This window comes from Flavobacterium sp. AC274, assembly GCF_979258275.1.
In genome coordinates this window covers 2,849,418-2,870,502 of sequence record NZ_OZ409852.1, presented here as the reverse complement: position 1 = coordinate 2,870,502, position 21,085 = coordinate 2,849,418, and the positions used below count along the sequence as shown (strand labels likewise).

Genomic DNA, 21,085 nt, shown 5'->3' with positions numbered 1-21,085 from the left:
AATTATTGTTACATCTGCATGTATAAAAATTCGTGAATTCGTGGCAATCTTCATAATTTTATTCTGCCCAGATCATACAAATTTATACAATAAAAAATCTGTGATAATCCGTATCATCCGCGTCATCTGTGGCCTATTTTTATTCTGATTCCAATTGCAATACTACATTTTGATAACGTTTGCTCAACGAAAACAATTGTTCTGCAAAAATCATAATCGCCAGCGGAACAAACAAAAATGCCGTTAAATCTTCTTCGTATAAAAAATAACTGCTTACGATAAAAATTCTTCCATATTCCAGATAATAAATCCATCTGCGCTGTTCTAATAAAGCACCACAGTTGACTAACGTTATCAGAATAAAAGTCAACACAAAAATCTTATCAAAGAGGTTTAAAAAGTCAAAATAATAAGTAAAAACAGTTAGAAATAAAGTACAGATTCCCAATTGGATATAAAGATAATTACGGAATCGTAACCTTTGGTGCGGATTACTTTTGTCCTGCAAAAAGCGTTTTTCTAATATCGGTCGAATGTCCTGATCCATGTGTGCGGGACTTCCAAAAACGGCTTTCCATTTGGCTTTAAATCCTGAAGAACGTTTCCATAATTCATATATTTCAAAATAATAATGAAAGTGCTGCCAAAGGAAACTGTAGCTTTTTAGCGGATGCGTTAATCCGTATTTTGGTTTTTCTTCTTCTTCCTGGAAAGTTCCAAAAATACGATCCCAAAAAGTAAACATATCTCCGTAATTTTTATCCAGGTATTTCTCGTCAGAGGCGTGATGAACACCATGAACGGATGGCGTTACAAAAACATATTCTAACCATTTTATTTTGCCAATAAGCTGTGTATGTGTAAAAAAGGAATAGGCGCCGTGAACAATAAGCATCGTGATTACCATTGTAGGATGAAAACCAACAAGTGGAAGAATGCACCAAAAGCCGGTTCGTACAACCGCCTGAAAAGTAGTAATTCTGGCTGCAGCCGTAAAATTAAATTCTTCACTGTGATGATGTACAATATGCGCCGCCCAGAAAAAATTGACTTCATGACCTAGTCTGTGGTACCAATACCAGACAAAATCGGTCGCGAGAATTAAGGCAAACCAGACAAATACATTGCTTGGAATATCAAAAAATCGATAATTATTATAGATAAAATAATAGAGTTGATAAAAACTTGCGGCTACAAAAAGATTGATTAATCTTTCGGCAATACCAATACTAATGTTCGAAACAGAGCTTTCATAATTGAAAATCTCAGGTCTTTTTTTGCGCTGTGCCAGTTTATATTCCAAAAACAAAAAAATGAAAAACGCAGGCATAGCAAACGCTAGAAAATTAATATGTTCCATTTTAAAAATTACTTTTTTGATTCATAATACAAGTAATTACAATCTCTTTAATATTTTTTAAACACATAGAAACATAGCTTTTTTTCAAATTAAAAATTGAGAATTAAAAATTAAAGATCTATGTTTCTATATGTTTGAAAATTAACTCACAGTTCTTAATTCTGTTTGAATTTTGGCGCACTCAAAGCCACTTCTTTTACAGATTGCGTATCGGCAACTTTTTGCAAAGCGATGATATAAGCCGCAATACGTGGCGTTACGTTGTGTTTTGCAGCAATCCTGAAAACAGTTTCAAAACCTTTTTCCAAAATATCTTCGAGACGCGTATTGATTTGGTGAATTCTCCAGGATTCTAAAAGCGAATTCTGAAGCCATTCAAAATAAGAAACCGTTACCCCGCCGGCATTTGCCAAAATATCCGGAACAACCAAAACATTGTTCTCATGCAAAATCTGATCAGCATCTGAAGAAACCGGACCATTTGCGCCTTCTACAATTATTTTTGCCTTAATTTCGTTTGCGTTTTTTTGTGTAATTACATCTTCTTTCGCCGCCGGAATTAAGACATCAACTTCCAAAAGCAATAAATCTTCATGTTTTATAGCAACAGAGTTTGGATATCCCTTGATGCTTTTATTATTCAGATTATAATACAAAATCAGTTCAGGAATATTAAGTCCATCCGGGTTGTAAAATGCTTCTGAAACATCACTTACTGCGACTACCTTCAATCCTTTTTGATGTAAAAACAATGCGGAATGCAATCCTACATTTCCAAATCCCTGAATAGCAACTGTAGATCTTGCCGGTCTTAATTTTAATTTTTGAAGTGCCAAAAGTGTAATAATACTTACACCTCTTCCGGTTGCTTCTACCCTGCCCAAAGAACCTCCGGAATGCAAATGTTTTCCGGTTACAACAGCGTGAATTGGTTTGCCGTGAAGTAATGAAAATTCATCCATTAACCAGCCCATTTCATCCGGACCGGTTCCCATATCCGGTGCAGGAACATCTTTTTCGGGACCAAAAATATCAGATAAAGCTTTTGTATACGCTCTTGTAATTTTTTCTAATTCTTTTTTAGAAAGTGTTCTCGGATCACAAATAATACCGCCTTTTGCTCCTCCAAACGGAATTCCCGTAACGGCAGATTTCCAGGTCATCCAGGCTGCCAATGCTTTTACTTCGTCAAGATTTACGCCATTATCATAACGTATTCCGCCTTTTGATGGGCCTAATGCCGTGTTGTGAATTACTCTGTATCCTTCGAAGTTTTGTACGTTTCCGTTATCCAAAACAATAGAAAAATTAACGACAATTTGTTTTTTAGGTCTTTGCAATTTTTGCCTGATTGATTCGTCAAGATTAAGAATATCTGCCGCGATATTAAAACGATCAATCATAGACTGAAAGGGATTCTGTTTAATTATTTCTGTACTCATTTTTATATTTTTAATTGGGGTTATTTTTTTGATTTAGAATTTACCTGACTCTTTTCCAAGAGAATTGTTATTGCAAACAATTGCCTGGTCTACAACACGGAATTTTGATAAGACAGCACTGCATCATTATGTTGGTATTTCTATTTGATCTCATTTTATTGATTTTTTAATAGTTCTAAAAAAAGCCTTTCATGGTGCATGAAAGGCTAAAAAAAATAACTAACAAGTTCCATTTTCTATTAACGCCATTTCATTACATAGTTCACCATGCAACACATCGTGAAGCTGCACATGACCTGAATGATATTTTGGCTAGAGTTTCTCATTGTTGAAGCAAATTTATAAATATATTTTATAAATTCTATAGAATTAGTCGAGTTTGTTTTAATTATTTTAAAACTTAACATAAAAGAACCTGTAAATTAACGTATTAAGCTGTTGAAAAATTTACTTAAATTGAGAAATAACAATCAAAATAATGGCAATTAAGGCCAAAAAGATACCGATAAAGTTAATTTTGGATAGTTTTTCTTTGAAAAAAAGCAGACCAACAAGGCTTCCTAAAATAATAACCCCCATATTCATTCCGGCAAAGACGGTGGAGGGATTTTCTGAAAATGCTTTGTGTGCTTTTAGGTAAAACAGAATATTTCCGAAATTAAAGAGTCCGACCATACTTCCGAAAAGGATATTTTTAGCTTCCAATTTTACCTTTTTAATTGCAACATCATAAATAACGATAAGCAAAGAAACCGCTAATGAAATATCAAAAACAATAAATAAAGAAGTTGTATAAGGCAAATTGGTATAAAGGGCAATTTGTTTGAAAAGTATATCGATTAATCCGAAACCTAATAAAACCACAGCAGGATAAATCCATTTGTTTTCTTTATTTTGAGATTGTTTTTTTAAGATGAACAACAGCGCTAAAAAACCAATTATGATTCCCAGAACTTTATATGTATTAAATTCTTCCTTAAAAATAAACCATGCGGCTAGTATTGGTATAAAAAGTGATAATCGCTGTGCTGCATCTGTTTTTACTATTCCCATATGCTTTATGGATGCAATCAAAAACAAGAAAACAACCGGCAACAGAATTCCTATTGCAAGATAAATATTCCACGGCGCAGTTGTGTGAATTTCAGAAATATCCGGACTAAAAGTAAGGTAACACAATAGGAGAGCAAACACATAATTGAAGGCTACAATTTGAATTGGATTTCCGTTATATTTACGGGTTATTTTGAAAATTACACCAACAGTTACGCTACAAAGAATACTTAAAAGAAGAAATAACATATTATATATTTTAAATACAAAAATAAGGTTTTAAACTCCTTTAGTTTTATTTTTCACTTCTTTTATTCCCGCTTTTTTGATTTCTAACTGTGTAATTTTTCCTTTTTTATTTTTAATAAATTCCAATGTCATATTATTATTGTCTGATCTAAAAAATTTCGTCTGAGATTCCGCCAACAGTTCGATATTGTAATCAAGATAATAGAGTTTATTGTCTTTCTTTAAAATTTTGATGCCATCATAATCGCCAACATACTCATCAAAAACTTTTGTATCTATTACTGATTCAATGTGTTTGTACGGAAGCTCTACTTCTTTTCCAAAACAGATTCCGGCAAGACCATAAGCGATATAATATGATTTTGACTGATTATTAGACAAAACGGTTATAAAAACCTTATCCTGTGTGTATTTATTAAAAGAAGTCATAGCACCGTAGAAACCTCCATCGTGCGCAATTAATTGATGTCCCTGATTATAGAAAGGATTTATTACAACTCCAAAACCAAAATTTTGCTCATTATAAGGCGTAAACATTTCTTTCTTAGATTCTTCTGATAAAATGGTTTCACTATCAAAAAGCGCCTTATTCCATAAATATAAATCTTCAGCAGTTGCATAAATACCATCATGCCCTAAATTACAACTCCAATCGATATAGGGATTCTTTACCAATTTATTATTTTTTAAATAATACAATTGAGTCATTTTATCTACTATTGCATCATTAGTTGAAACACCTGAATTATACATTTTTGCTTTATCGAATACATTCTCTTTTAGGTATTCGGCATAAGATTTTCCAGATACTTTCTCTATAATACGCCCCAGAAAATAATATCCAATATTGCTGTAAGCCGTACTTGTTCCAGGCTCAAACAACAATGGTTTTTTGGTTAAATAGTTATAAACAGAATCTTTATCAAGATTTGTTTTAGACAGATACAACTCGTCAAAATCCATTTGTAAACCTGAATTGTGGGTTAACATCATTTTTAAAGTTATTTTTTCTCCTTTAGGAAAATCACTAAAATATTTGCTAAGAGGATCATCCAATGAAAGCAATTTCTTTTCTGTCAATTGCAAAATAGCAACAGCAGTAAATTGCTTTGAAACCGAAGCTAAACTGAATTTAGAGTCTATCGTGTTTTTTACATTCCACTCATAATCAGCAAAACCATATGCTTTTTCCAACATTACAGAATCATTTTTAGAAATCAAAACAGTACCGCTAAAATTATTAATGACAAATTGAGCATCCATATATTTTTCTAATTTGCCCGCAAGTTCTTTTTGTGAATATCCAAAAGTAAATACCAACAATGCAATTAGTGTTAATCTTAATTTCATAATTATTATTTTTTACAATTCGCAATTATTTTATTGAGGGTTTTGTTTAACAATGCTATTTCTTCTAATGATAAACCATCGAGTGCCGTTTCTCTATTAATTTTGATAACTGGTTTCATTAGTTCCAGAGTTGTTATTCCTTTATTTGTTATTTCTAGATTAAATTTTCTGCGGTCTTCGAGATGAATTGTTCGGTTTAGATATTCTTTTTTAACCATTAATTCAATCATTCTTGTAATCGAAGCATTGTCCTTAAAGACTAGATTTGCTAATTCTTTCTGAGAAATATTCTGATTATCATTTAGTATAATTAATACTAAACACTGATCTATCGTAATGTCTTTTACAACTTTGGTTATATTTTTTTGTGCCAGTTTTCGATATTCCTTTATCGCTTTTTCTATTGAATAAAGCGCGGTTCCGGTTGGATTTTCAAGTTTCATGTCCTTTTTATTTGATACAAATATAATTGATATATCAATATAATTTCTAAAAATATTCAAACTCCAAACAATTAAATATTTATAAGGATCTCTTAGTCGCTCTTTAACCAGCCAGTAATGCTCATTCTTGTGTTTTGCGTAACCAAAACTTCATGGACCAATTCATTACTTTTAAAAAAACTGTTTTTCCCTGAGTTGGGGCAATTTTTTGATTGTTGTTTTCCTGATGAATCATTAATTCGCCACCATCTGCTTCTTTCCAATTACTATTTAAATAACTGATCATAGAATATTTTCGACTCGGGTTATTTTTGAATTGATCTAAATGTTTCAGGTAAAAATCACCGGCTTCATATAATGAATAATGAAATTCATAACCGGTAATTCCAGCGTAACAGCTTTCGTTTAAGTATAATATGAAAGCGTCTATTTTATCGAAGAATTCATTTTCGAAAACATTATTGTGCTTTTTATCAAGCCAATAAATGGAATCACTTCTGATGGCGCCGTCGTAAGATAGTTTCTCTGAATTACCAATTCCGGCAGCAAGCAACAAACTTTTGTCGTTTAAATCAAATAAATTTTGTTTTAAATGATTTGCTAGTTCAGCACTTAAAAAATGCTCTGATATTCCTACTTTATTCTCAATATAACTCGAAATCAAATCTTCGAAACTATCTTCCATTTTGTTTTAGGGAAGACTACAATTGCAGCCAACGGAGCAAGGTAGACTAAATAAAAATGGTAATGGGTTTAATTTCAATAAAATAAAAAACCTATTATGATAGTTGATTGCTAAATCTTTGTCAAAGTTTTAAACTTTGGCAAAGATAGTTGCGCATAAAAAACCCGACAGGTTTTAAAAACCTGTCGGATTTAAATTTATAAGACGTAACTTAATTTATAATTTATAATTTATATTAAACTATAGTTTACTAATATAACTTCCGTACATATCTTTAAACTGATGTCCTTGTGCAAAACGATCTTTACTTAATTTTTTATATTCAACCAATCCCCATAAAATAAATTCTTTGAAGAAATAAATATCTTCTTTATCCAGTTCAGGCTGGTATTTTTTCACCAAAATATTTAACGGAGTTACTTCATCCAAAATTCCCTGATATTCAGCATCCGAAGCATCGTCTAATAATTCGAAACCACTTTCGGCAAAAAACCATTCGATCAAATCAGAATATGGTGTTTTTTCTCCCGGTTTTTCGAGCTTTTCTATTTTTGGCAAAAGTGTCGGGAATAACGTTCGAATTGCAGAACCTATTAAACTCTGCGCCACGTAGGCTGCTCCCTCCTGCTCTCCTTCGTAAACCAATTCTACTTTTCCGGTAATAGCCGGAATAATTCCGATAAAATCAGACAAACGTAAATTTGTTTTATCAACTCCGGCTTTTAAAGCGCGGCGTTCTGCTGTACTTATTAAGTTTTCGAAAGCCGTAATACTCATTCTCGCACTTACACCGCTTTTATTGTCGATGTATTCGCTCTCGCGGGCTTCAAAACTAATTTGTTCTAAAATATCACGAGCTAATCCAGGTACATAAACAATGTCGCTTTGGTTTTGATCTAATTTGGATTCCTGTTCTGTAATTGTTCTTGCAATGGCAACACTTTCAGGATAATGCGTTAAAATTTGTGAACCAATTCTATCCTTTAAAGGCGTTACGATACTTCCACGATTGGTATAATCTTCGGGATTTGCCGTAAAAATAAATTGCATATCAAGTGGCATTCTCAACTTAAAACCTCTAATTTGAATATCGCCTTCCTGCAAAATATTGAATAATGCTACCTGAATTCTGGCTTGTAAATCAGGTAATTCGTTGATTACAAAAATGCAACGGTTCGCTCTCGGGATCATTCCGAAATGAATTACGCGATCATCTGCATAAGATAATTTTAAATTGGCAGCTTTTATTGGGTCAACATCTCCAATTAAATCGGCTACGGTAACATCCGGCGTGGCTAGTTTTTCAAAAAAACGTTCGCTTCTGTGCAGCCATGAAATTGGCGTTTCATCTCCTTTTTCTGCAATTAAATCTTTTGAAAATCGAGAAATTGGATTCAACGGATCGTCGTTAATCTCCGAACCTGAAACAAACGGAATATATTCGTCTAACAATTCGACCATTTTGCGCGCCAAACGCGTTTTTGCCTGACCACGAAGTCCTAATAAATTGATATTATGACGAGATAATATAGCACGCTCCAATTCTGGAATTACAGTATTTTCGAATCCGTGAACACCTTCAAAAACAGGAGCTCCGGATTTTATCTTCTCACGCAAATTATTTCGCAATTCGTCTTTAATACTTATGCTTTTATATCCTGCAGCTTTTAATTGACCTAATGTGTTTATGTTTTCTATTTTCATTTTATTGAAATATCTGTGTTGTTATTATTATTTGTGAATGACAAATATTGTGTCATTACTTTGCGTAGACGCACTGCTGTGCGCCTCTACGATATCTGTTGTCTATAAAAACCTTTGTTCCTTTGAACCTCTGCAACTTTGAACCTAAATCTCTTTTATGTTAGACGCACTGCTGTGCTCCTCTACGGTATGCGTTGTCTATAAAAACCTTTATTCCTTTGAACCTCTGCAACTTTGAACCTAAATCTTTTTACGTTGTCTATAAAAACCTTTGTCCCTTTGAACCTCTGCAACTTTGAACCTAACTAACGAACTCTCTTCTTCCTATTCGTTTCATAATCTTCAAAAATCATTTCGCCCAAACCTTTTAGTCCTGTATAAAATGCCTTTCCCTGATTGGCTTCTGTAAAATGATTCACAAAACGCTGTAAATACGGATCGTTTGCAATCATAAAAGTCGTAATCGGGATATGGAGTTTTCTGGCTTGCTGTGCCTGTGTGTAGCATTTGTCTACAATATATTCGTCGAGACCATTACTATTCATATAATAAGAACCGTCGCGTTCGCGCACGCAACTTGGTTTTCCGTCGGTAATCATGAAAATTTGCTTGTTTGTGTTTCGCTTTCTACGCAAAATATCCATCGCTAATTGCAAACCAGCAACTGTGTTTGTGTGATACGGACCAACCTGTAAATACGGTAAATCTTTTATGGGAATCGTCCAGGCATCATTTCCAAAAACCAAAATATCAAGCGTATCTTTTGGATAACGCGTTGTGATTAATTCGGCCAGAGCCATTGCAACTTTTTTGGCAGGCGTGATTCGGTCTTCACCATACAAAATCATACTGTGACTGATGTCTATCATCAAAACCGTACTCATTTGGGCTTTGTATTGCGTTTCTTCTACAACCAAATCATTTTCGGTCAACATGAAACTTTCAACTCCATTATTGACTTGTGCATTTCGCAAACTTTCTGTCAATGAAATACGTTCTAAACCATCGCCAAAATTAAATTCGCGAAATTCTCCTGTATGTTCATCGCCGTTTCCGGCATGCTTAGTTTTGTGATTTCCTGTTCCGGAACGCTTTAAATTTCCAAAAATCTGATCTAAGGCTTGTTGTCGAATGGCACGTTCTGTTTTAGCAGTAATACCAAAACCTCCTGTTCCATCTTCTTTAACCTCGTCTTTTATGTAACCTTTCTTTTTTAAATCTTCGATAAAATCATCGATTGTGTAGTTTTCGTCGGTCAGTTTATATTCTTTATCCAACTCCCGAAGCCAGTCTATTGCTTCATCAAAATCGCCCGAAGTATGGGTGATTAGCTCTTTAAAAATTCCAAAAAGCTTTTCAAACGGAGACTGAAATGGGGCTTCGTACGTCTTAAAATAAAAACCTTTTTTAAATTCGTTTTTCATAATTCTAAAATTAAGCTATTTTAGAATTACGAAAAAAGAAACGTTTATTAATTTTTAGTTAAAATATTCAAACAAAAGAGGTTGAATTCCCTTATAAATTTAGCAATTATTCAAACTTTCCGTCAACGTAAAACCAAACATTATTTTCTAATTTAAAAGTCGAAAATTCATAATGTGTTTGAGGCTTATTATTAACATCTAAAAAATAGGCTTTAAACTCAACTGTATCTTCTGATGAACTAAGAATTTCTAATTTTTGCCATTTATTACTTGTTGCCCATTTTAAAATTTCAGTTTTTGAATAATACTTTCTTTCCGAAACATAAGTAGTTTCCAAAAGATAATCAGCATTATGAGTCGCGTATGCCGAATATCTCGAACGCATTAGCGCTAAAGCTGTTGGCGCTTTTTGATTGTTTTTAAGATACAATCCGCAGCAATCTTTAAACAATAAACCTGTATCGCAAAAACATTTATTCTCCATCAACCTGCTCTTCGCCGTTAATTTTTACATGCAATTGATTCAATAAAACCTGATAACGGCTAATTTCTCTCAAATCTTCATCTTCTTCTGCGTGATCCAGCATTTCGTCTAAATCATCACTTACTTCAAGCAGTTTATTATTGGCTTCTCTCTCTTGTTTTGCAGCTATCAAATCAATGATTTCCTGCACTCTTACTTTTAAATCTTCGAATTTCATATCTTTTGTTTTTTGTTTCAAGTTTCAGGTTTCAGGTTTCAGGTTACTTGACGCAACTTGAAACCTGAAACCTGAAACTTGAAACAATTATTTCTATTCTTCTTTTTTATCTTCGTTGAACTTTTTGATTATTTCTTTTAGTTTTTCTTTACGTGCAATTTCAGCCTGTTTTACTTTATTTTGGGCTTTGTGCAATTTGTCGTTGTGTTTTTTGATATTCCTTTCGTTGTTGCGTCCCATTATATTTCTCTTTTAATTTCTTCTAAAGTTTTCTCGGTGTAAATCAATTCGGTAATAATTTGCTTTCGTAAGTCGGCAATATCATCATAATCAAAATGTTTAGCCCAGGAAGTTAATTGCTGCAGATTTCGGATTTGTTTGATGCGTTTTGTCGTTTCAAAACTCGTTCTTAAAATTGCTTTTTTATCATAATCCGGGTTATTTTTATGCTGATAGGTTACGGTATTTTTATCAAAATCAGCATCGATATAATATAGTTTTTCTTCGGCATTATCCGGATGAAATTCACTCCATGCGGCAAAACCTATTTTAGTTTTTGATTCCGTTTCAGGCTCGCGTGCTACTAACCGCCATTTACTGTTGGCAAGTCTTCCCCAATGATTCGAAACGCGATACATTCCGGCTTCGGTATAATAATAGGTACTTCCGGCTTTGCTTTCGAACTGTTTTTTTAACCCTTCAATTTCATCTCCAAGTACTTCATGAAAAACACAGAATGTATTTTTAAACGAATTAGGATGTGGCTTAAAGTTTTTTTGCATATGCAAATATACTGAGATTGTTGCGAACTCCCTAAAACAAACATTAATTGATTAACTTTGCTGCTTTAATTTTAAATTTAAAAGTCATGTCTAAAGATTCACAAGAAAAAATGCCCCAAAAAGGAGTTTACACCGGTATCATCGAAAAAGATGAAAACAACAATTATTTTTGTGGTGAATATCTTTTAGATTATAAAATTGCACATACTAATTTTAACGTAGGTGATTGGATCACAATTAAATCTGTAATTGAAAATCCAAGCGATATTAGTTATGACAAATATCCTAAAAAGTCTAAAAACTTTGATAAGGCAAATCATAAACCGGAAAATAAGTAATTTTTGTTCCTGGTTTTATTTGTTTCAGGTTTTGAAATGAGAATTTAACCACAAAGTCCACAAAGGTTTCGCAAAGTTCGCAAAGTTATAACACATAGCTTTGCGTCCCGAGGCTTCGGGATGCGGTTTACAGGTGATTTATGTATAAAAACTTTGCATTTTGCTGTAAAATTTCACCACTTAAACGTTAACTCTTAATTTTTTACAATATTTTTTCCTTCAAAAGTAAAAAGTTAAAAAAAAGTGTACCTTTGCAAAAAATTTGTCGTTTTGAAGTAAAAAACACTCATTTCAAACTAATAGACAATAAGTTACCTTTTATTTATGAAAAAAATAGTTGAATACCGCAAGTTACTAAACGTTGATAAAACTGCAGAGTTAAAAGATTTGAAAACCATTTATCGTAATGCGATGAAAGAATCTCATCCTGATAAATTTCAAGGTGATGATGCTGGTTTAAAAGCTGCAGAAGAAAAAAGTAAAGCTATTATTGAGGCTTACCACTTTTTGGTTAGTATTAATCCTGAGACAATTAAAGCAAATTTACCTGAGTATACTGAAACGATTTCAACTTGTTCAATTACCGATTATAAATTTGTTGAAGGTCGTTTAATTATCGATTTTTCTAACGGAAGTGTTTACGAATACATTAGTGTTCCTAAAGCAACTTACGTGAAAATGGTAAACGCTGATTCTCCTGGAAGATTCGCAAAAAGACACATTTTAAACTCTTTTACCTGGAGAAAGAAAACAAATCAGGAATAGATTTATACCCAAATATTTATAAAAGCATTCTGACAACAGGATGCTTTTTTTATGCTTAAAAATCAGAAAATTGCATGTTTTATTTCCAAATAATAATATAATTAAAAGTTTTAAGTCAAATTTAGTCAGCAAACACACTGAAAACATGAGAATTAAGCATAAAAAAACTATAACAAAATTTTAGGTTACAAAATTCTTTAAGTTTTATATTTTTAGATACTTTTGTTGCACAAATCAATTAACTAATTAATTTTTTATAATGAAAAAAATACTTTTTTTACTTACCGCTTCTGTAGCGATAATTTCTTGCAGCAAAGTTAAAGACGGAGAATACCTAATTACAGGAACTGCAACTGGAATTGAAAACGGAAAAACGATCATTCTTCAAGGTCAGGACCCAACAACAAAAATGCCATTAGCTCTTGATACAGTAAAAGTAGAAAATGGAAAATTTGAAATTAAAGGAAAAGTAACTGAACCAGCATTTCATACTTTAATTCTTCAAGGTGCAAACGGGCCAATTCCTTTTATCTTAGAAACAGGAGAAATTAAAATTGCAATCGATAAAGACAGTATCCACAAATCTAAAATTTCTGGAACTTACAATAATGATGAGTATGTAAAATTCAACGAAGAGCTTACTAAAACTCAAAAAGCATTAGTTGATTTTCAAAAAAACAACACTCAAAAAATGCAGGCAGCTCAACAAGCTCAAGATACAGCAACTATCAACGGTTTGATGAAACAATACATGAAAATTCAAACTGAGGTTCAGGCAGATTCTAAAAAGAAATATTTAGCTTATGCTGAAGGTCATCCAAAATCTTATATTTCTGCATTGATTATTCAAGGTATGTTAGGAGATCCTTCTACAGATGTTAAAAAAGCAGAAGCTTTATACAACTCTTTAGATGAGTCTTTGAAAAACACAGCTCCTGGTAAAGAAATTAAAACAAAACTTGGTCAAGCAAAAATGCCTGCAGTTGGTGCAACAGCTCCTCCTGTTGGTGACGCTAAATGAAGATCAGATTTTTCTGCACCCAATCCTGAAGGGAAAGTAATTTCGCTTAAAGAAAGCTTAGGAAAAGTAACTATTGTTGACTTTTGGGCTTCATGGTGCGGACCATGCAGAAAAGAAAATCCGAATGTTGTAGCCATTTACAAAGAATTACATTCTAAAGGCTTAAATATTATTGGGGTTTCTTTGGATAAAGAAAAAAGCAAATGGACAGAAGCTATCGCAAAAGATGGCTTAACATGGACACACGTTTCGAACTTAAAATTTTGGGACGAGCCAATTGCAGCTCAATACGGAGTTCAATCTATTCCGGCAACTTTTATTCTTGATGCGTCAGGAAAAGTGGTTGCTCAAGACTTAAGAGGTCCTGAATTGAAAGCAAAAATCGTAGAATTATTAGCAAAATAATCCTACTTTTTAAAAAAACTTAAAAAATCTCCCTAGTGGAGATTTTTTTATTTTATTCAATTCCAATGAATTAAAAAATAACTTTAAAATAACTTAAAATTAAGTTCGTTTTTTGTTTGTAAACATGAAAAACGTTCCTATATTTGCAACCGCTTAGAACAACAAAGCGCATCAATGCTGAGATCGGGGAGATACTCAAGCGGCCAACGAGGGCAGACTGTAAATCTGCTGTGTGAACTTCGCAGGTTCGAATCCTGCTCTCCCCACCAAAAGGGTAAAAGAAATAAAGGCAACTTTTTCAATCTTTTCAAAAACCCATAAAAAACGTGGTAAAACCTGCAAATCCTAGGATTCGCAGGTTTTTTGCATTTTAAGGCAGTTTTCATTCTTTATAAAAACACTCAAAAGTTTTATGGTAAAATCGTGGCACTTTTGTCTTGGAGTGGATACCTTTTCTGCCACAAAAAGTTATGACGTTTTTTGAAGATATTTCACCTGTCTAAGTTTTGTGGCAGAATCGTGGCACAAACTACTTTTAACAATTAAAATTATTCTTTTCATGAATATTGTTTATATAAAGCGTTGGCAATATAATTTGGCCATTCCCACAAATTCCGATTTAATTCCGATACTGATCTAAAAATACATTTAAAGCCTTTGAAGGTTCTTCATCATTTCTGTAAATTAACACTGTAGTCATCGTGGCAAGTTCTTTAGTTAAAGGAAAAGTTTTTATATTTCTGTTCCTGTAATACTGATTTACCACTTCTGCAGGAAGTATACTAATACCAAGACCTGCCTCCACAAAATTAATAATGCCTTCTATCGAATTGATTACGGTACTTTTATAACGGAGGATTCCTTTTGAACCGAGCCAGGTTTCAAGTCGCGCCCTGAAAAAACAACCTTGCTCAAAAACTACTATTTTTAAAGGTTCTTGTTTCAATACTACCGAAAGCTTATCCACATCACCACCTGCAATTATTACAAGTTGTTCATCACGAACAATAAGCTGCTGTAAACCCGGAATATTTATGGGTGCTGCAACAAAAGCAGCATCAAGTTTATAACTGATTACATCGTTTATCAATGCTGACAACATCGAAGAATAAAATTCAAGCTCTACATTGGGATAAAATTCTGCAAAACCTTTGATGATTTCTGGCACTTTAAAAGCCATAGTGGTCTCAATACACCCTATGCGTATTGTCCCTCCTATTTTGTCTGCACTCTGTATATCACTTTTTGCATCATCCAATAATCGTCCTATTTTTTTAGCATATTGCAAAAGTGTTTCCCCTGCTTCAGTTAGAACCACTTTTCTGGCTACTCTTCTAAACAGTTCAGCTCCAAATTCATCTTCGAGATTTTTTATGCGAGCCGTTACGTTTGATTGTACCGTAAAGGTTGCTTCTGCAGCTTTCGTAAAACTTCCGAGTGTTGCTGCGGCTTCAAATATTTTCAGGTCATTACTATTCATAGTATCACTTTTAGTGATTGATTAGATCATTATAAATCGTTTTCAGGTATCAAATATAGACTGTATTTTTGTCTTAAACAATTGAAAATATGAAAAACACAATTAAATCCTTAATTCTAATTCTAGCTATAATTATGCTACCACGAACAAATGTAAATGCACAAGTTAAAAACTCTTTAACTACAAAAGAGAACACTGAAATTCATACCACTCATTACAATAACACGGAAGTCAACGGACTAAAGATATTCTATCGTGAAGCAGGATCTAAAAATGCTCCAATTGTATTATTACTGCATGGTTACCCTACATCATCTCATATGTTTAGAAATCTTATTCCTATTTTAAGCAAAAAATATCATGTAATAGCTCCGGACCTGCCTGGTTTTGGCTATTCAGATGCACCGGATCATCTTAGTTTTCAATATACTTTTGATAATCTTACCAACACTATGCAGGGCTTTATCGATAAGCTTGGTTTAAAACGTTTTGCCATTTATGTATTCGATTATGGCGCGCCAACCGGATACAGGCTTGTTCTTGCTAATCCGGAAAAGATAACTGGCATCATATCACAAAATGGCAATGCCTACGAAGAAGGATTAAGCAATGGTTGGAATCCTATTCAGAAATACTGGAAAGATCCTTCGCTGGCTAACAGAGACGCGCTTAAGGATTTTGTTTCTAAAGAATCAACCTGGTATCAGTATCACGAAGGTGCTTCGGATGCTGCTCTTATCGCACCTGAAACATACACATTGGATCAGCATTTTCTGGATCGCCCGGGAAACATCGAGATACAGCTTGACCTGCTAAAAGATTACAGAACCAATGTTGCTTTATATCCTAAATTTCAAGCTTATTTTAGAGATAAAAAACCTATGATGTTAGCTGTTTGGGGCAGTCAGGATCCTTATTTTCTTCCCGCAGGAGCAGAAGCATACAAACGTGACAATCCAAATACTACTGTAAAGTTCTATAAAACGGGTCATTTTGCCCTGGAAACTCATTATAAAGAAATCGGAACTGATATATTGTTGTTTCTTGCCAAACTTCCTAAATAATTAGGCTATAATATATTTAAAATAGCGGTTATAAAAGACCGCTATTTTTTTTAATAAAAGTGGACCTGATATTTTTTTTACAAAAAATTAGTTTGCATTTTTCTTCCAACTCGCTTTTATGCGATTTAAAAGGGTTGATATTTTTCTGTTATTTACTATAAAACTATATTTTTGCTTTTCAAATAATTAAAAGAATCAGAGTATGGTTCTGTCGCATCTATCAGAATTAAATACAAATATTTAAGTAATTCAAAAGCTAAACTGCTAATTTACAAAATGATTTAAACATGGTCAACCTAGTCTAACCATTTGATTCTTTCTCAGCATATGCACAACTTCAATTCCACTCAATTTTCGTATAGCTGATTCAAAACTTTTAAAGCCTAATCCGTTTTATGCCATTTGATAAAACGATGATCCTGTTCTGCAATATTGTTGAGATATTTACATTGCCGGATTTTAATCTTTGAAAACGAACGCTTGTTGTATACTTTGATAGCTGCCAAATTAGAACCACTTTTATCAATATTGATTACTATCAGCCTGTAGTTAGTATTCATTTTGGATGAGCTTAAATTTATAAAGATAAAAGTTATTACCAAATGCGACAGAACCACTATTTTCTTACTTAAAAATTCGGCCAATAATTTTTCCAATATCAGCAAAATCATCAAGATTACTTACGGATCTTTTTTCTGTAACCGTATTATCAATTTTTGAGAAAGGATAAATTAATAAATAATTGTTATTATGGAGTTTTTTATTTAAAATTTCAGGCACTTCTTTCATCTGAGGAAAATAAGAGTGCATACCCCTGTCAGCCATTAGAATGATAAGCCCTTCATCCTCTTCAAGACTGCTTGCCATATTTTCAGCCTCCTGCCAGGAAGTTACAGCATTAAAAACAGCTTCAATATTTGCCTTTTTAATAATGCTTTTCAATACATCAAGAGTTTTATCGTTTGCATAAAAACTCATTTTAGCGCCCGAGTTTTTTCCGATATTCCAAATCCTTAATAAACAATGGAAAAAACCTGGTTCGCGCTCCGCATCGGCAGGAATAAGAACAACATATTTTTTAATAGTTGACACTGGCTGGACCGCATGATAGATAATCAAATTTATATGCTTATTTTGCAGGTAACCGTTATAAAGATTATAAATAAAAGAGGTTGAGAATCCTTTTTCTTCTTCAAGACCAATAATCAGATCCGTAATATTCTGTTCTTTTACCACGTTATTAACACCCGCAATTACATCATTGTCATGTCGTGTTATCGGATTTATTTTAACATCCGCAGCTGCGCCCATATTTACAGCTTCACTCAGCAGTTTTTCTGCATTTTTTGAAGACGACTCGCTTTTTTCTTCATTAATCACATTAAGTGCGAAAATCTTGTCTTTATTACTTTTATTTTTTATAAGAAGTCCCAGGTTAACCATTTTCTCAACAGTATGCTCATGATTTACAGCCAGCAGAATCTTTTCTTCTTCATCACCCGTACCCGCCGCAGTTTCTTCTTTATCAGCATCGGCAATCCTCTGGGCACTTGCCATTGATACAAAAGATGAAATAGTACAGGAAACCAGGATAAGTAGAATACTACCATTAAGCACATGTTCGTTTAAAAGCCTCACAGGCTCGCCTGCTTCATTTTCAGATAAAATAATATTATATCCTACCATTACAGATGCAAGTGTCGCTGCTGCAGAGGCGGCGCTCATTCCGAAAATAAGCCTGCCTTCATCATCTGTAAAATTAAATGTCTTTTTAGTTAAGATAGCTGCTGCGTATTTTCCTCCTATTGAAGCAATAAGCATAATTGAGGCTACCCCCAGTGTTTCCCAGCTCTGGATAAAAGCGTTAAAATCAATCAGCATACCAACACTGATCAGGAAAAAAGGAATAAAAATAGCATTGCCCACGAATTCTACCCTGTTCATAAGTGATGAAGTGTGAGGTATAAGCCTATTTAGAGCAAGACCAGCAAAAAATGCTCCGATAATGGCTTCTATTCCTGCTAATTCTGCCAGTAAGGCTGCAAGGTATATCATTACAATTACAAAAATATACTGCGAAATCTTGTCTTCTACATTCTTAAAAAACCAGCGTGCTATGATGGGAAAAAGAAGTAAAACTACTAAAGCAAATACCAGCATGGAAGCAGATAGTGTAACCCAAAATGAAGTACCTACTTCTCCCTGTGACATACCTACTACAACAGCTAATACTACTAGTGAAAGTACATCTGTAATCATTGTTCCGCCTACCGTAACATTTACTGCCAGCTTTTTTGCTATTCCGAGTTTACTCACCATTGGATATACAATAAGAGTGTGTGACGAAAAAAGACTGGCAAACAATACCGAGGTTAAGAGCGAAAAATGAAGTATATAATATCCGCCTATAAGTCCCAGGGCAAATGGCACAATAAAGGTATACAGCGAAAAAGTGATACTCTTCCATTTATTTTTTTAAAGTCACCCATGTCTATCTCCAGTCCTGCCAGAAACATTATATACAGCAGTCCTGTAGTACCTGTTACCACTATGCTGCTGTCTCTGGCAAGAACGTTAAATCCATTTGGGCCTATAACAGCACCAGCTATAATAAGGCCAAGCAGATGCGGCACTTTTATTTTATTCAGTAAAAGCGGAATACATAAAATAATAATGAGTTCGATAAGGAATTTTAGCACTGGATCTTCAATAGGAAGACTAACGTGTTGTATACTTAATAACATAAATTATTTTTTTGAGGAAGTGTAAGTTCTACCGCAAATCTGGCAGAACAGTTATCCTGTCCGGTAATAGTCTGCGTGCCTTTAATAATATTTTCTTTGATATCATCAAGAACCACATTCATTTTTACTCTGTTTTTAGAAACACTGTCACTGCTGAATTCAAGCATTATTTTATTTTTTAGGAATTTTGCCTTAAATACCCTGACAAGCTTTTTATTATTTAGAACATTCGTATAAGTTCCGGTAGAATCAGATACAAATTCCCAGGCTTCATTACGCTGGTCTCCTATAACGTACTGGCTGCAGTTTGATTCTCTGCACAGCATCTTACTGTTCCAGAAACCTTTAAGCGATTCCGGCCATTCCGTAATTAATTCAGCATCCTTATTTATAGTGTCTTTTAAAGCAAAGATGCTGTCGCGCATAGAGAGTAATGCATTATAATCTGCTTCTTTTTTTCAAATTCTTCTTCCTTTAAAATTATAGCCTTTTCTCTCTTCAGCAGCTCCTGTTCTTTTCTGCTTTGACAGGAAATAAAAATACAGGCAAGAATTAATAGTAGAGGTAATTGTTTCATAAATCTTTTTTGGATATACAATTTAACCAAAATATACCGCTATACAAAATAAAAGAAACCTTAAAAACAATAAGCTTCCATTAAAGTTGATATAGAAAATAAGAATAAATCAGTAAATTTCAATTAAAGTAAGCCACGAAATTAAAAAAGATTACAGTAAATTAGTTTAAAACTTACAACATCATGGTTATGTTATCGACAATCTAAACGAGTTTTGGGTAGACAATCAGGCATTTATATTGACGGCAGCCGTAGTCTATGTTATTGCGACAATTTTTCAAAAAGGAGTTGAAATCCAAAACGAAACGACTTAACAGTGTAAGCTATGCCAATAATTGTAAACCTGGATGTGATGATGGCAAAACGAAAAGTTTCTCTGAATGAACTTTCTGAAAGAGTTGATTTGACATTATCTAATCTTTCAATATTAAAGACTGGAAAAGCTAAGGCGATCCGCTTTAGCACCTTGGAAGCTATTTGTAGAGCTTTGGACTGCCAACCAGCCGACATTTTAGAATATGTTAATGAATAAGTAAACAGCGACCACTGACAACCACTAACCGTAATCGCGGAGATTTAGGTAAATTTACGTTGTGATAATCAATATATCGATGTGGAACGAGAATTTGAGCGAAAAATGAAAACGGAATAATATCATTATCAGTAATTAACATATTACAGTACAGTCAATAATAAAAACCTCCAAACTTTTTTGGAGGTTTATTATTTTTTACTTTAATAAGTTCGAATCAAAATTGAATTTAAATTCTGATAATTTATCACATCTGTAAATAGTAGTTCAATTATTTTATTTTAGTTGCAAATTGATCAATTGGCAGGCGAACTTTTGGCATTGAAGCCAGATAATCGTTTGCAGTATCGCGATAGCCCAAAGAAATAATGACAGAAGCATGAAGATTCTTTTCTGACAAACCCAAAACATTATTAAATAACTCCGGATCAAAACCTTCCATAGGAGTAGCATCTACTTTAAGTTCAGCCGCTGCGATTAAGGCAGTTCCAAGTCCAATATAAGCTTGTTTAGCAGACCAAATCGCGTGTTGCTCGGGAGTTTGAGTGAAAAAAGAAGTCACTGCATCCTTTAAAGGATTTAGAGCCCCAACTTCCAAAGCGCGTTTTTTTCCATCATTGCTACGTAATCTGCAATGTACTCGCTGGTTATATTGTTAAATGCAGCAAAAACAAGTAAATGAGAAGAATCCAAGATCTGAGTATTGAATGATCCCTCCGCTAATTTTTGTCGTATTTCAGGATTAGTTACCACAATCAGGCGATAAGGCTGTATCCCGCAGGAAGAAGCGCTAAGGTTGATGGCTTCGATGATTTGGTCAATCTTGTCTTCACTAACCAGTTCATCTGTGTATTTCTTAACAGCATATCGCCATTGTAAATTTTTGATCAATTCCATATTTATATAATTTTAATGCAAAGCTATATCAGTTATGTGTATATTTGTCACTAAGTGACAAAAAGTTAT

At 33.5% G+C, this 21,085-nt stretch carries 22 protein-coding genes, 1 tRNA gene and 2 pseudogenes; 7 read left to right on the top strand and 18 right to left on the bottom strand.

The features are described from left to right. Window positions 1–139 precede the first annotated feature (139 nt). From ACZZZT_RS12960 to ACZZZT_RS12905, 12 genes are all read right to left on the bottom strand, one after another. The gene (locus ACZZZT_RS12960; protein WP_463460679.1) at window positions 140–1,360 is read right to left on the bottom strand and encodes a sterol desaturase family protein; all 1,221 of its coding nucleotides are present in this window, start codon (window positions 1,358–1,360) and stop codon (window positions 140–142) included. Between the two features lie 155 nt (window positions 1,361–1,515). After that, window positions 1,516–2,802, bottom strand: coding sequence for a Glu/Leu/Phe/Val family dehydrogenase (locus tag ACZZZT_RS12955; protein ID WP_463460678.1), 1,287 nt, complete (start codon window positions 2,800–2,802; stop codon window positions 1,516–1,518). 447 nt (window positions 2,803–3,249) lie between these two features. Then, complete coding sequence (locus tag ACZZZT_RS12950; protein ID WP_463460677.1) at window positions 3,250–4,104, bottom strand: EamA family transporter; 855 nt, start codon at window positions 4,102–4,104, stop codon at window positions 3,250–3,252. 30 nt (window positions 4,105–4,134) lie between these two features. Then, window positions 4,135–5,454: a serine hydrolase gene (locus ACZZZT_RS12945; protein WP_463460676.1), complete on the bottom strand. Its 1,320-nt coding sequence runs from the start codon at window positions 5,452–5,454 to the stop codon at window positions 4,135–4,137. 5 nt (window positions 5,455–5,459) lie between these two features. Next, window positions 5,460–5,897 carry a MarR family winged helix-turn-helix transcriptional regulator gene (locus tag ACZZZT_RS12940; RefSeq protein ID WP_042565404.1) on the bottom strand — a complete coding sequence of 146 codons (438 nt, stop codon included), beginning with the start codon at window positions 5,895–5,897 and terminating at the stop codon, window positions 5,460–5,462. A 121-nt stretch (window positions 5,898–6,018) separates the two neighbouring features. Continuing rightward, window positions 6,019–6,582, bottom strand: coding sequence for a 2OG-Fe(II) oxygenase (locus ACZZZT_RS12935; protein WP_463460675.1), 564 nt, complete (start codon window positions 6,580–6,582; stop codon window positions 6,019–6,021). 240 nt (window positions 6,583–6,822) lie between these two features. Continuing rightward, on the bottom strand, window positions 6,823–8,286 hold the full coding sequence (locus ACZZZT_RS12930) for an AAA family ATPase (RefSeq protein ID WP_463460674.1): 1,464 nt from the start codon (window positions 8,284–8,286) through the stop codon (window positions 6,823–6,825). Between the two features lie 305 nt (window positions 8,287–8,591). Then, complete coding sequence (locus tag ACZZZT_RS12925; RefSeq protein WP_042565401.1) at window positions 8,592–9,710, bottom strand: vWA domain-containing protein; 1,119 nt, start codon at window positions 9,708–9,710, stop codon at window positions 8,592–8,594. A 106-nt stretch (window positions 9,711–9,816) separates the two neighbouring features. Next, a complete protein-coding gene (locus tag ACZZZT_RS12920) occupies window positions 9,817–10,194 on the bottom strand; it encodes a YchJ family protein (RefSeq protein WP_463460673.1) in 378 nt (125 codons plus the stop codon). Continuing rightward, on the bottom strand, window positions 10,184–10,411 hold the full coding sequence (locus ACZZZT_RS12915; RefSeq protein ID WP_073397993.1) for a hypothetical protein: 228 nt from the start codon (window positions 10,409–10,411) through the stop codon (window positions 10,184–10,186). Before ACZZZT_RS12915 ends, ACZZZT_RS12920 begins: the two co-directional genes overlap by 11 nt. A 93-nt stretch (window positions 10,412–10,504) precedes the next feature. Further along, a complete protein-coding gene (locus tag ACZZZT_RS12910; protein WP_089075917.1) occupies window positions 10,505–10,651 on the bottom strand; it encodes a hypothetical protein in 147 nt (48 codons plus the stop codon). After that, window positions 10,651–11,193 carry a hypothetical protein gene (locus ACZZZT_RS12905; protein WP_463460672.1) on the bottom strand — a complete coding sequence of 181 codons (543 nt, stop codon included), beginning with the start codon at window positions 11,191–11,193 and terminating at the stop codon, window positions 10,651–10,653. The genes ACZZZT_RS12910 and ACZZZT_RS12905 overlap by 1 nt, the downstream gene beginning before the upstream one ends. Window positions 11,194–11,279: 86 nt before the next feature. Between ACZZZT_RS12905 and ACZZZT_RS12900 the strand changes: the two genes are divergently transcribed. From ACZZZT_RS12900 to ACZZZT_RS12880, 5 genes are all read left to right on the top strand, one after another. Further along, window positions 11,280–11,531 carry a hypothetical protein gene (locus ACZZZT_RS12900; protein ID WP_042565397.1) on the top strand — a complete coding sequence of 84 codons (252 nt, stop codon included), beginning with the start codon at window positions 11,280–11,282 and terminating at the stop codon, window positions 11,529–11,531. 324 nt (window positions 11,532–11,855) lie between these two features. Next, window positions 11,856–12,296: a KTSC domain-containing protein gene (locus tag ACZZZT_RS12895; RefSeq protein ID WP_026983258.1), complete on the top strand. Its 441-nt coding sequence runs from the start codon at window positions 11,856–11,858 to the stop codon at window positions 12,294–12,296. 259 nt (window positions 12,297–12,555) lie between these two features. Beyond that, window positions 12,556–13,317: a DUF4369 domain-containing protein gene (locus ACZZZT_RS12890; RefSeq protein ID WP_042565396.1), complete on the top strand. Its 762-nt coding sequence runs from the start codon at window positions 12,556–12,558 to the stop codon at window positions 13,315–13,317. A gap of 39 nt (window positions 13,318–13,356) precedes the next feature. Beyond that, window positions 13,357–13,722: a TlpA family protein disulfide reductase gene (locus ACZZZT_RS12885; RefSeq protein WP_082036966.1), complete on the top strand. Its 366-nt coding sequence runs from the start codon at window positions 13,357–13,359 to the stop codon at window positions 13,720–13,722. Window positions 13,723–13,907: 185 nt separating this feature from the next. Next, window positions 13,908–13,991 (top strand) — tRNA-Tyr (locus ACZZZT_RS12880). Window positions 13,992–14,341: 350 nt separating this feature from the next. Here the strand turns inward: ACZZZT_RS12880 and ACZZZT_RS12875 are convergent. Beyond that, window positions 14,342–15,202: a LysR family transcriptional regulator gene (locus ACZZZT_RS12875; protein WP_073397990.1), complete on the bottom strand. Its 861-nt coding sequence runs from the start codon at window positions 15,200–15,202 to the stop codon at window positions 14,342–14,344. An 89-nt stretch (window positions 15,203–15,291) separates the two neighbouring features. Here ACZZZT_RS12875 and ACZZZT_RS12870 point away from each other — a divergent pair, with 89 nt between their 5' ends. After that, a complete protein-coding gene (locus ACZZZT_RS12870) occupies window positions 15,292–16,266 on the top strand; it encodes an alpha/beta fold hydrolase (RefSeq protein WP_084540308.1) in 975 nt (324 codons plus the stop codon). Window positions 16,267–16,557: 291 nt separating this feature from the next. Here ACZZZT_RS12870 and ACZZZT_RS12865 read toward each other — a convergent pair. From ACZZZT_RS12865 to ACZZZT_RS12855, 3 genes and pseudogenes are all read right to left on the bottom strand, one after another. Further along, window positions 16,558–16,799: pseudogene (locus tag ACZZZT_RS12865) on the bottom strand (DDE-type integrase/transposase/recombinase); the annotation flags it as partial. A gap of 91 nt (window positions 16,800–16,890) precedes the next feature. Then, window positions 16,891–19,010: pseudogene (locus tag ACZZZT_RS12860) on the bottom strand (cation:proton antiporter domain-containing protein). Then, window positions 19,001–19,435: a hypothetical protein gene (locus ACZZZT_RS12855; protein ID WP_463460671.1), complete on the bottom strand. Its 435-nt coding sequence runs from the start codon at window positions 19,433–19,435 to the stop codon at window positions 19,001–19,003. The pseudogene ACZZZT_RS12860 and the gene ACZZZT_RS12855 overlap by 10 nt, the downstream one beginning before the upstream one ends. Window positions 19,436–19,912: 477 nt before the next feature. On the opposite strand from ACZZZT_RS12855, the gene ACZZZT_RS12850 reads away from it, so the two are divergent. Next, complete coding sequence (locus ACZZZT_RS12850; protein WP_463460670.1) at window positions 19,913–20,119, top strand: helix-turn-helix domain-containing protein; 207 nt, start codon at window positions 19,913–19,915, stop codon at window positions 20,117–20,119. Between the two features lie 271 nt (window positions 20,120–20,390). Here ACZZZT_RS12850 and ACZZZT_RS12845 read toward each other — a convergent pair whose 3' ends face one another. Then, window positions 20,391–20,717 (bottom strand): nitroreductase family protein, encoded by a 327-nt coding sequence (locus ACZZZT_RS12845; RefSeq protein ID WP_463460669.1) that lies wholly within the window; start codon window positions 20,715–20,717, stop codon window positions 20,391–20,393. Then, entirely contained in the window at window positions 20,699–21,016 is a 318-nt protein-coding gene (locus tag ACZZZT_RS12840) for a nitroreductase family protein (RefSeq protein WP_463460668.1), read from the bottom strand. Before ACZZZT_RS12840 ends, ACZZZT_RS12845 begins: the two co-directional genes overlap by 19 nt. Between the last annotated feature and the right edge of the window lie 69 nt (window positions 21,017–21,085).

What these genes read in the sequence shown, in the direction of transcription:
- ACZZZT_RS12870 (WP_084540308.1), top strand. Translation starts at nt 15,292, where the DNA reads ATGAAAAACACAATTAAATCCTTAATTCTAATTCTAGCTATAATTATG.
- ACZZZT_RS12900 (WP_042565397.1), top strand. Translation starts at nt 11,280, where the DNA reads ATGTCTAAAGATTCACAAGAAAAAATGCCCCAAAAAGGAGTTTACACC.
- ACZZZT_RS12875 (WP_073397990.1), bottom strand. Translation starts at nt 15,202, where the DNA reads ATGAATAGTAATGACCTGAAAATATTTGAAGCCGCAGCAACACTCGGA.
- ACZZZT_RS12960 (WP_463460679.1), bottom strand. Translation starts at nt 1,360, where the DNA reads ATGGAACATATTAATTTTCTAGCGTTTGCTATGCCTGCGTTTTTCATT.
- ACZZZT_RS12925 (WP_042565401.1), bottom strand. Translation starts at nt 9,710, where the DNA reads ATGAAAAACGAATTTAAAAAAGGTTTTTATTTTAAGACGTACGAAGCC.
- ACZZZT_RS12895 (WP_026983258.1), top strand. Translation starts at nt 11,856, where the DNA reads ATGAAAAAAATAGTTGAATACCGCAAGTTACTAAACGTTGATAAAACT.
- ACZZZT_RS12905 (WP_463460672.1), bottom strand. Translation starts at nt 11,193, where the DNA reads ATGCAAAAAAACTTTAAGCCACATCCTAATTCGTTTAAAAATACATTC.
- ACZZZT_RS12850 (WP_463460670.1), top strand. Translation starts at nt 19,913, where the DNA reads ATGCCAATAATTGTAAACCTGGATGTGATGATGGCAAAACGAAAAGTT.
- ACZZZT_RS12955 (WP_463460678.1), bottom strand. Translation starts at nt 2,802, where the DNA reads ATGAGTACAGAAATAATTAAACAGAATCCCTTTCAGTCTATGATTGAT.
- ACZZZT_RS12950 (WP_463460677.1), bottom strand. Translation starts at nt 4,104, where the DNA reads ATGTTATTTCTTCTTTTAAGTATTCTTTGTAGCGTAACTGTTGGTGTA.
- ACZZZT_RS12920 (WP_463460673.1), bottom strand. Translation starts at nt 10,194, where the DNA reads ATGGAGAATAAATGTTTTTGCGATACAGGTTTATTGTTTAAAGATTGC.
- ACZZZT_RS12855 (WP_463460671.1), bottom strand. Translation starts at nt 19,435, where the DNA reads ATGCGCGACAGCATCTTTGCTTTAAAAGACACTATAAATAAGGATGCT.
- ACZZZT_RS12945 (WP_463460676.1), bottom strand. Translation starts at nt 5,454, where the DNA reads ATGAAATTAAGATTAACACTAATTGCATTGTTGGTATTTACTTTTGGA.
- ACZZZT_RS12930 (WP_463460674.1), bottom strand. Translation starts at nt 8,286, where the DNA reads ATGAAAATAGAAAACATAAACACATTAGGTCAATTAAAAGCTGCAGGA.
- ACZZZT_RS12890 (WP_042565396.1), top strand. Translation starts at nt 12,556, where the DNA reads ATGAAAAAAATACTTTTTTTACTTACCGCTTCTGTAGCGATAATTTCT.
- ACZZZT_RS12940 (WP_042565404.1), bottom strand. Translation starts at nt 5,897, where the DNA reads ATGAAACTTGAAAATCCAACCGGAACCGCGCTTTATTCAATAGAAAAA.
- ACZZZT_RS12935 (WP_463460675.1), bottom strand. Translation starts at nt 6,582, where the DNA reads ATGGAAGATAGTTTCGAAGATTTGATTTCGAGTTATATTGAGAATAAA.
- ACZZZT_RS12915 (WP_073397993.1), bottom strand. Translation starts at nt 10,411, where the DNA reads ATGAAATTCGAAGATTTAAAAGTAAGAGTGCAGGAAATCATTGATTTG.
- ACZZZT_RS12840 (WP_463460668.1), bottom strand. Translation starts at nt 21,016, where the DNA reads ATGGAATTGATCAAAAATTTACAATGGCGATATGCTGTTAAGAAATAC.
- ACZZZT_RS12910 (WP_089075917.1), bottom strand. Translation starts at nt 10,651, where the DNA reads ATGGGACGCAACAACGAAAGGAATATCAAAAAACACAACGACAAATTG.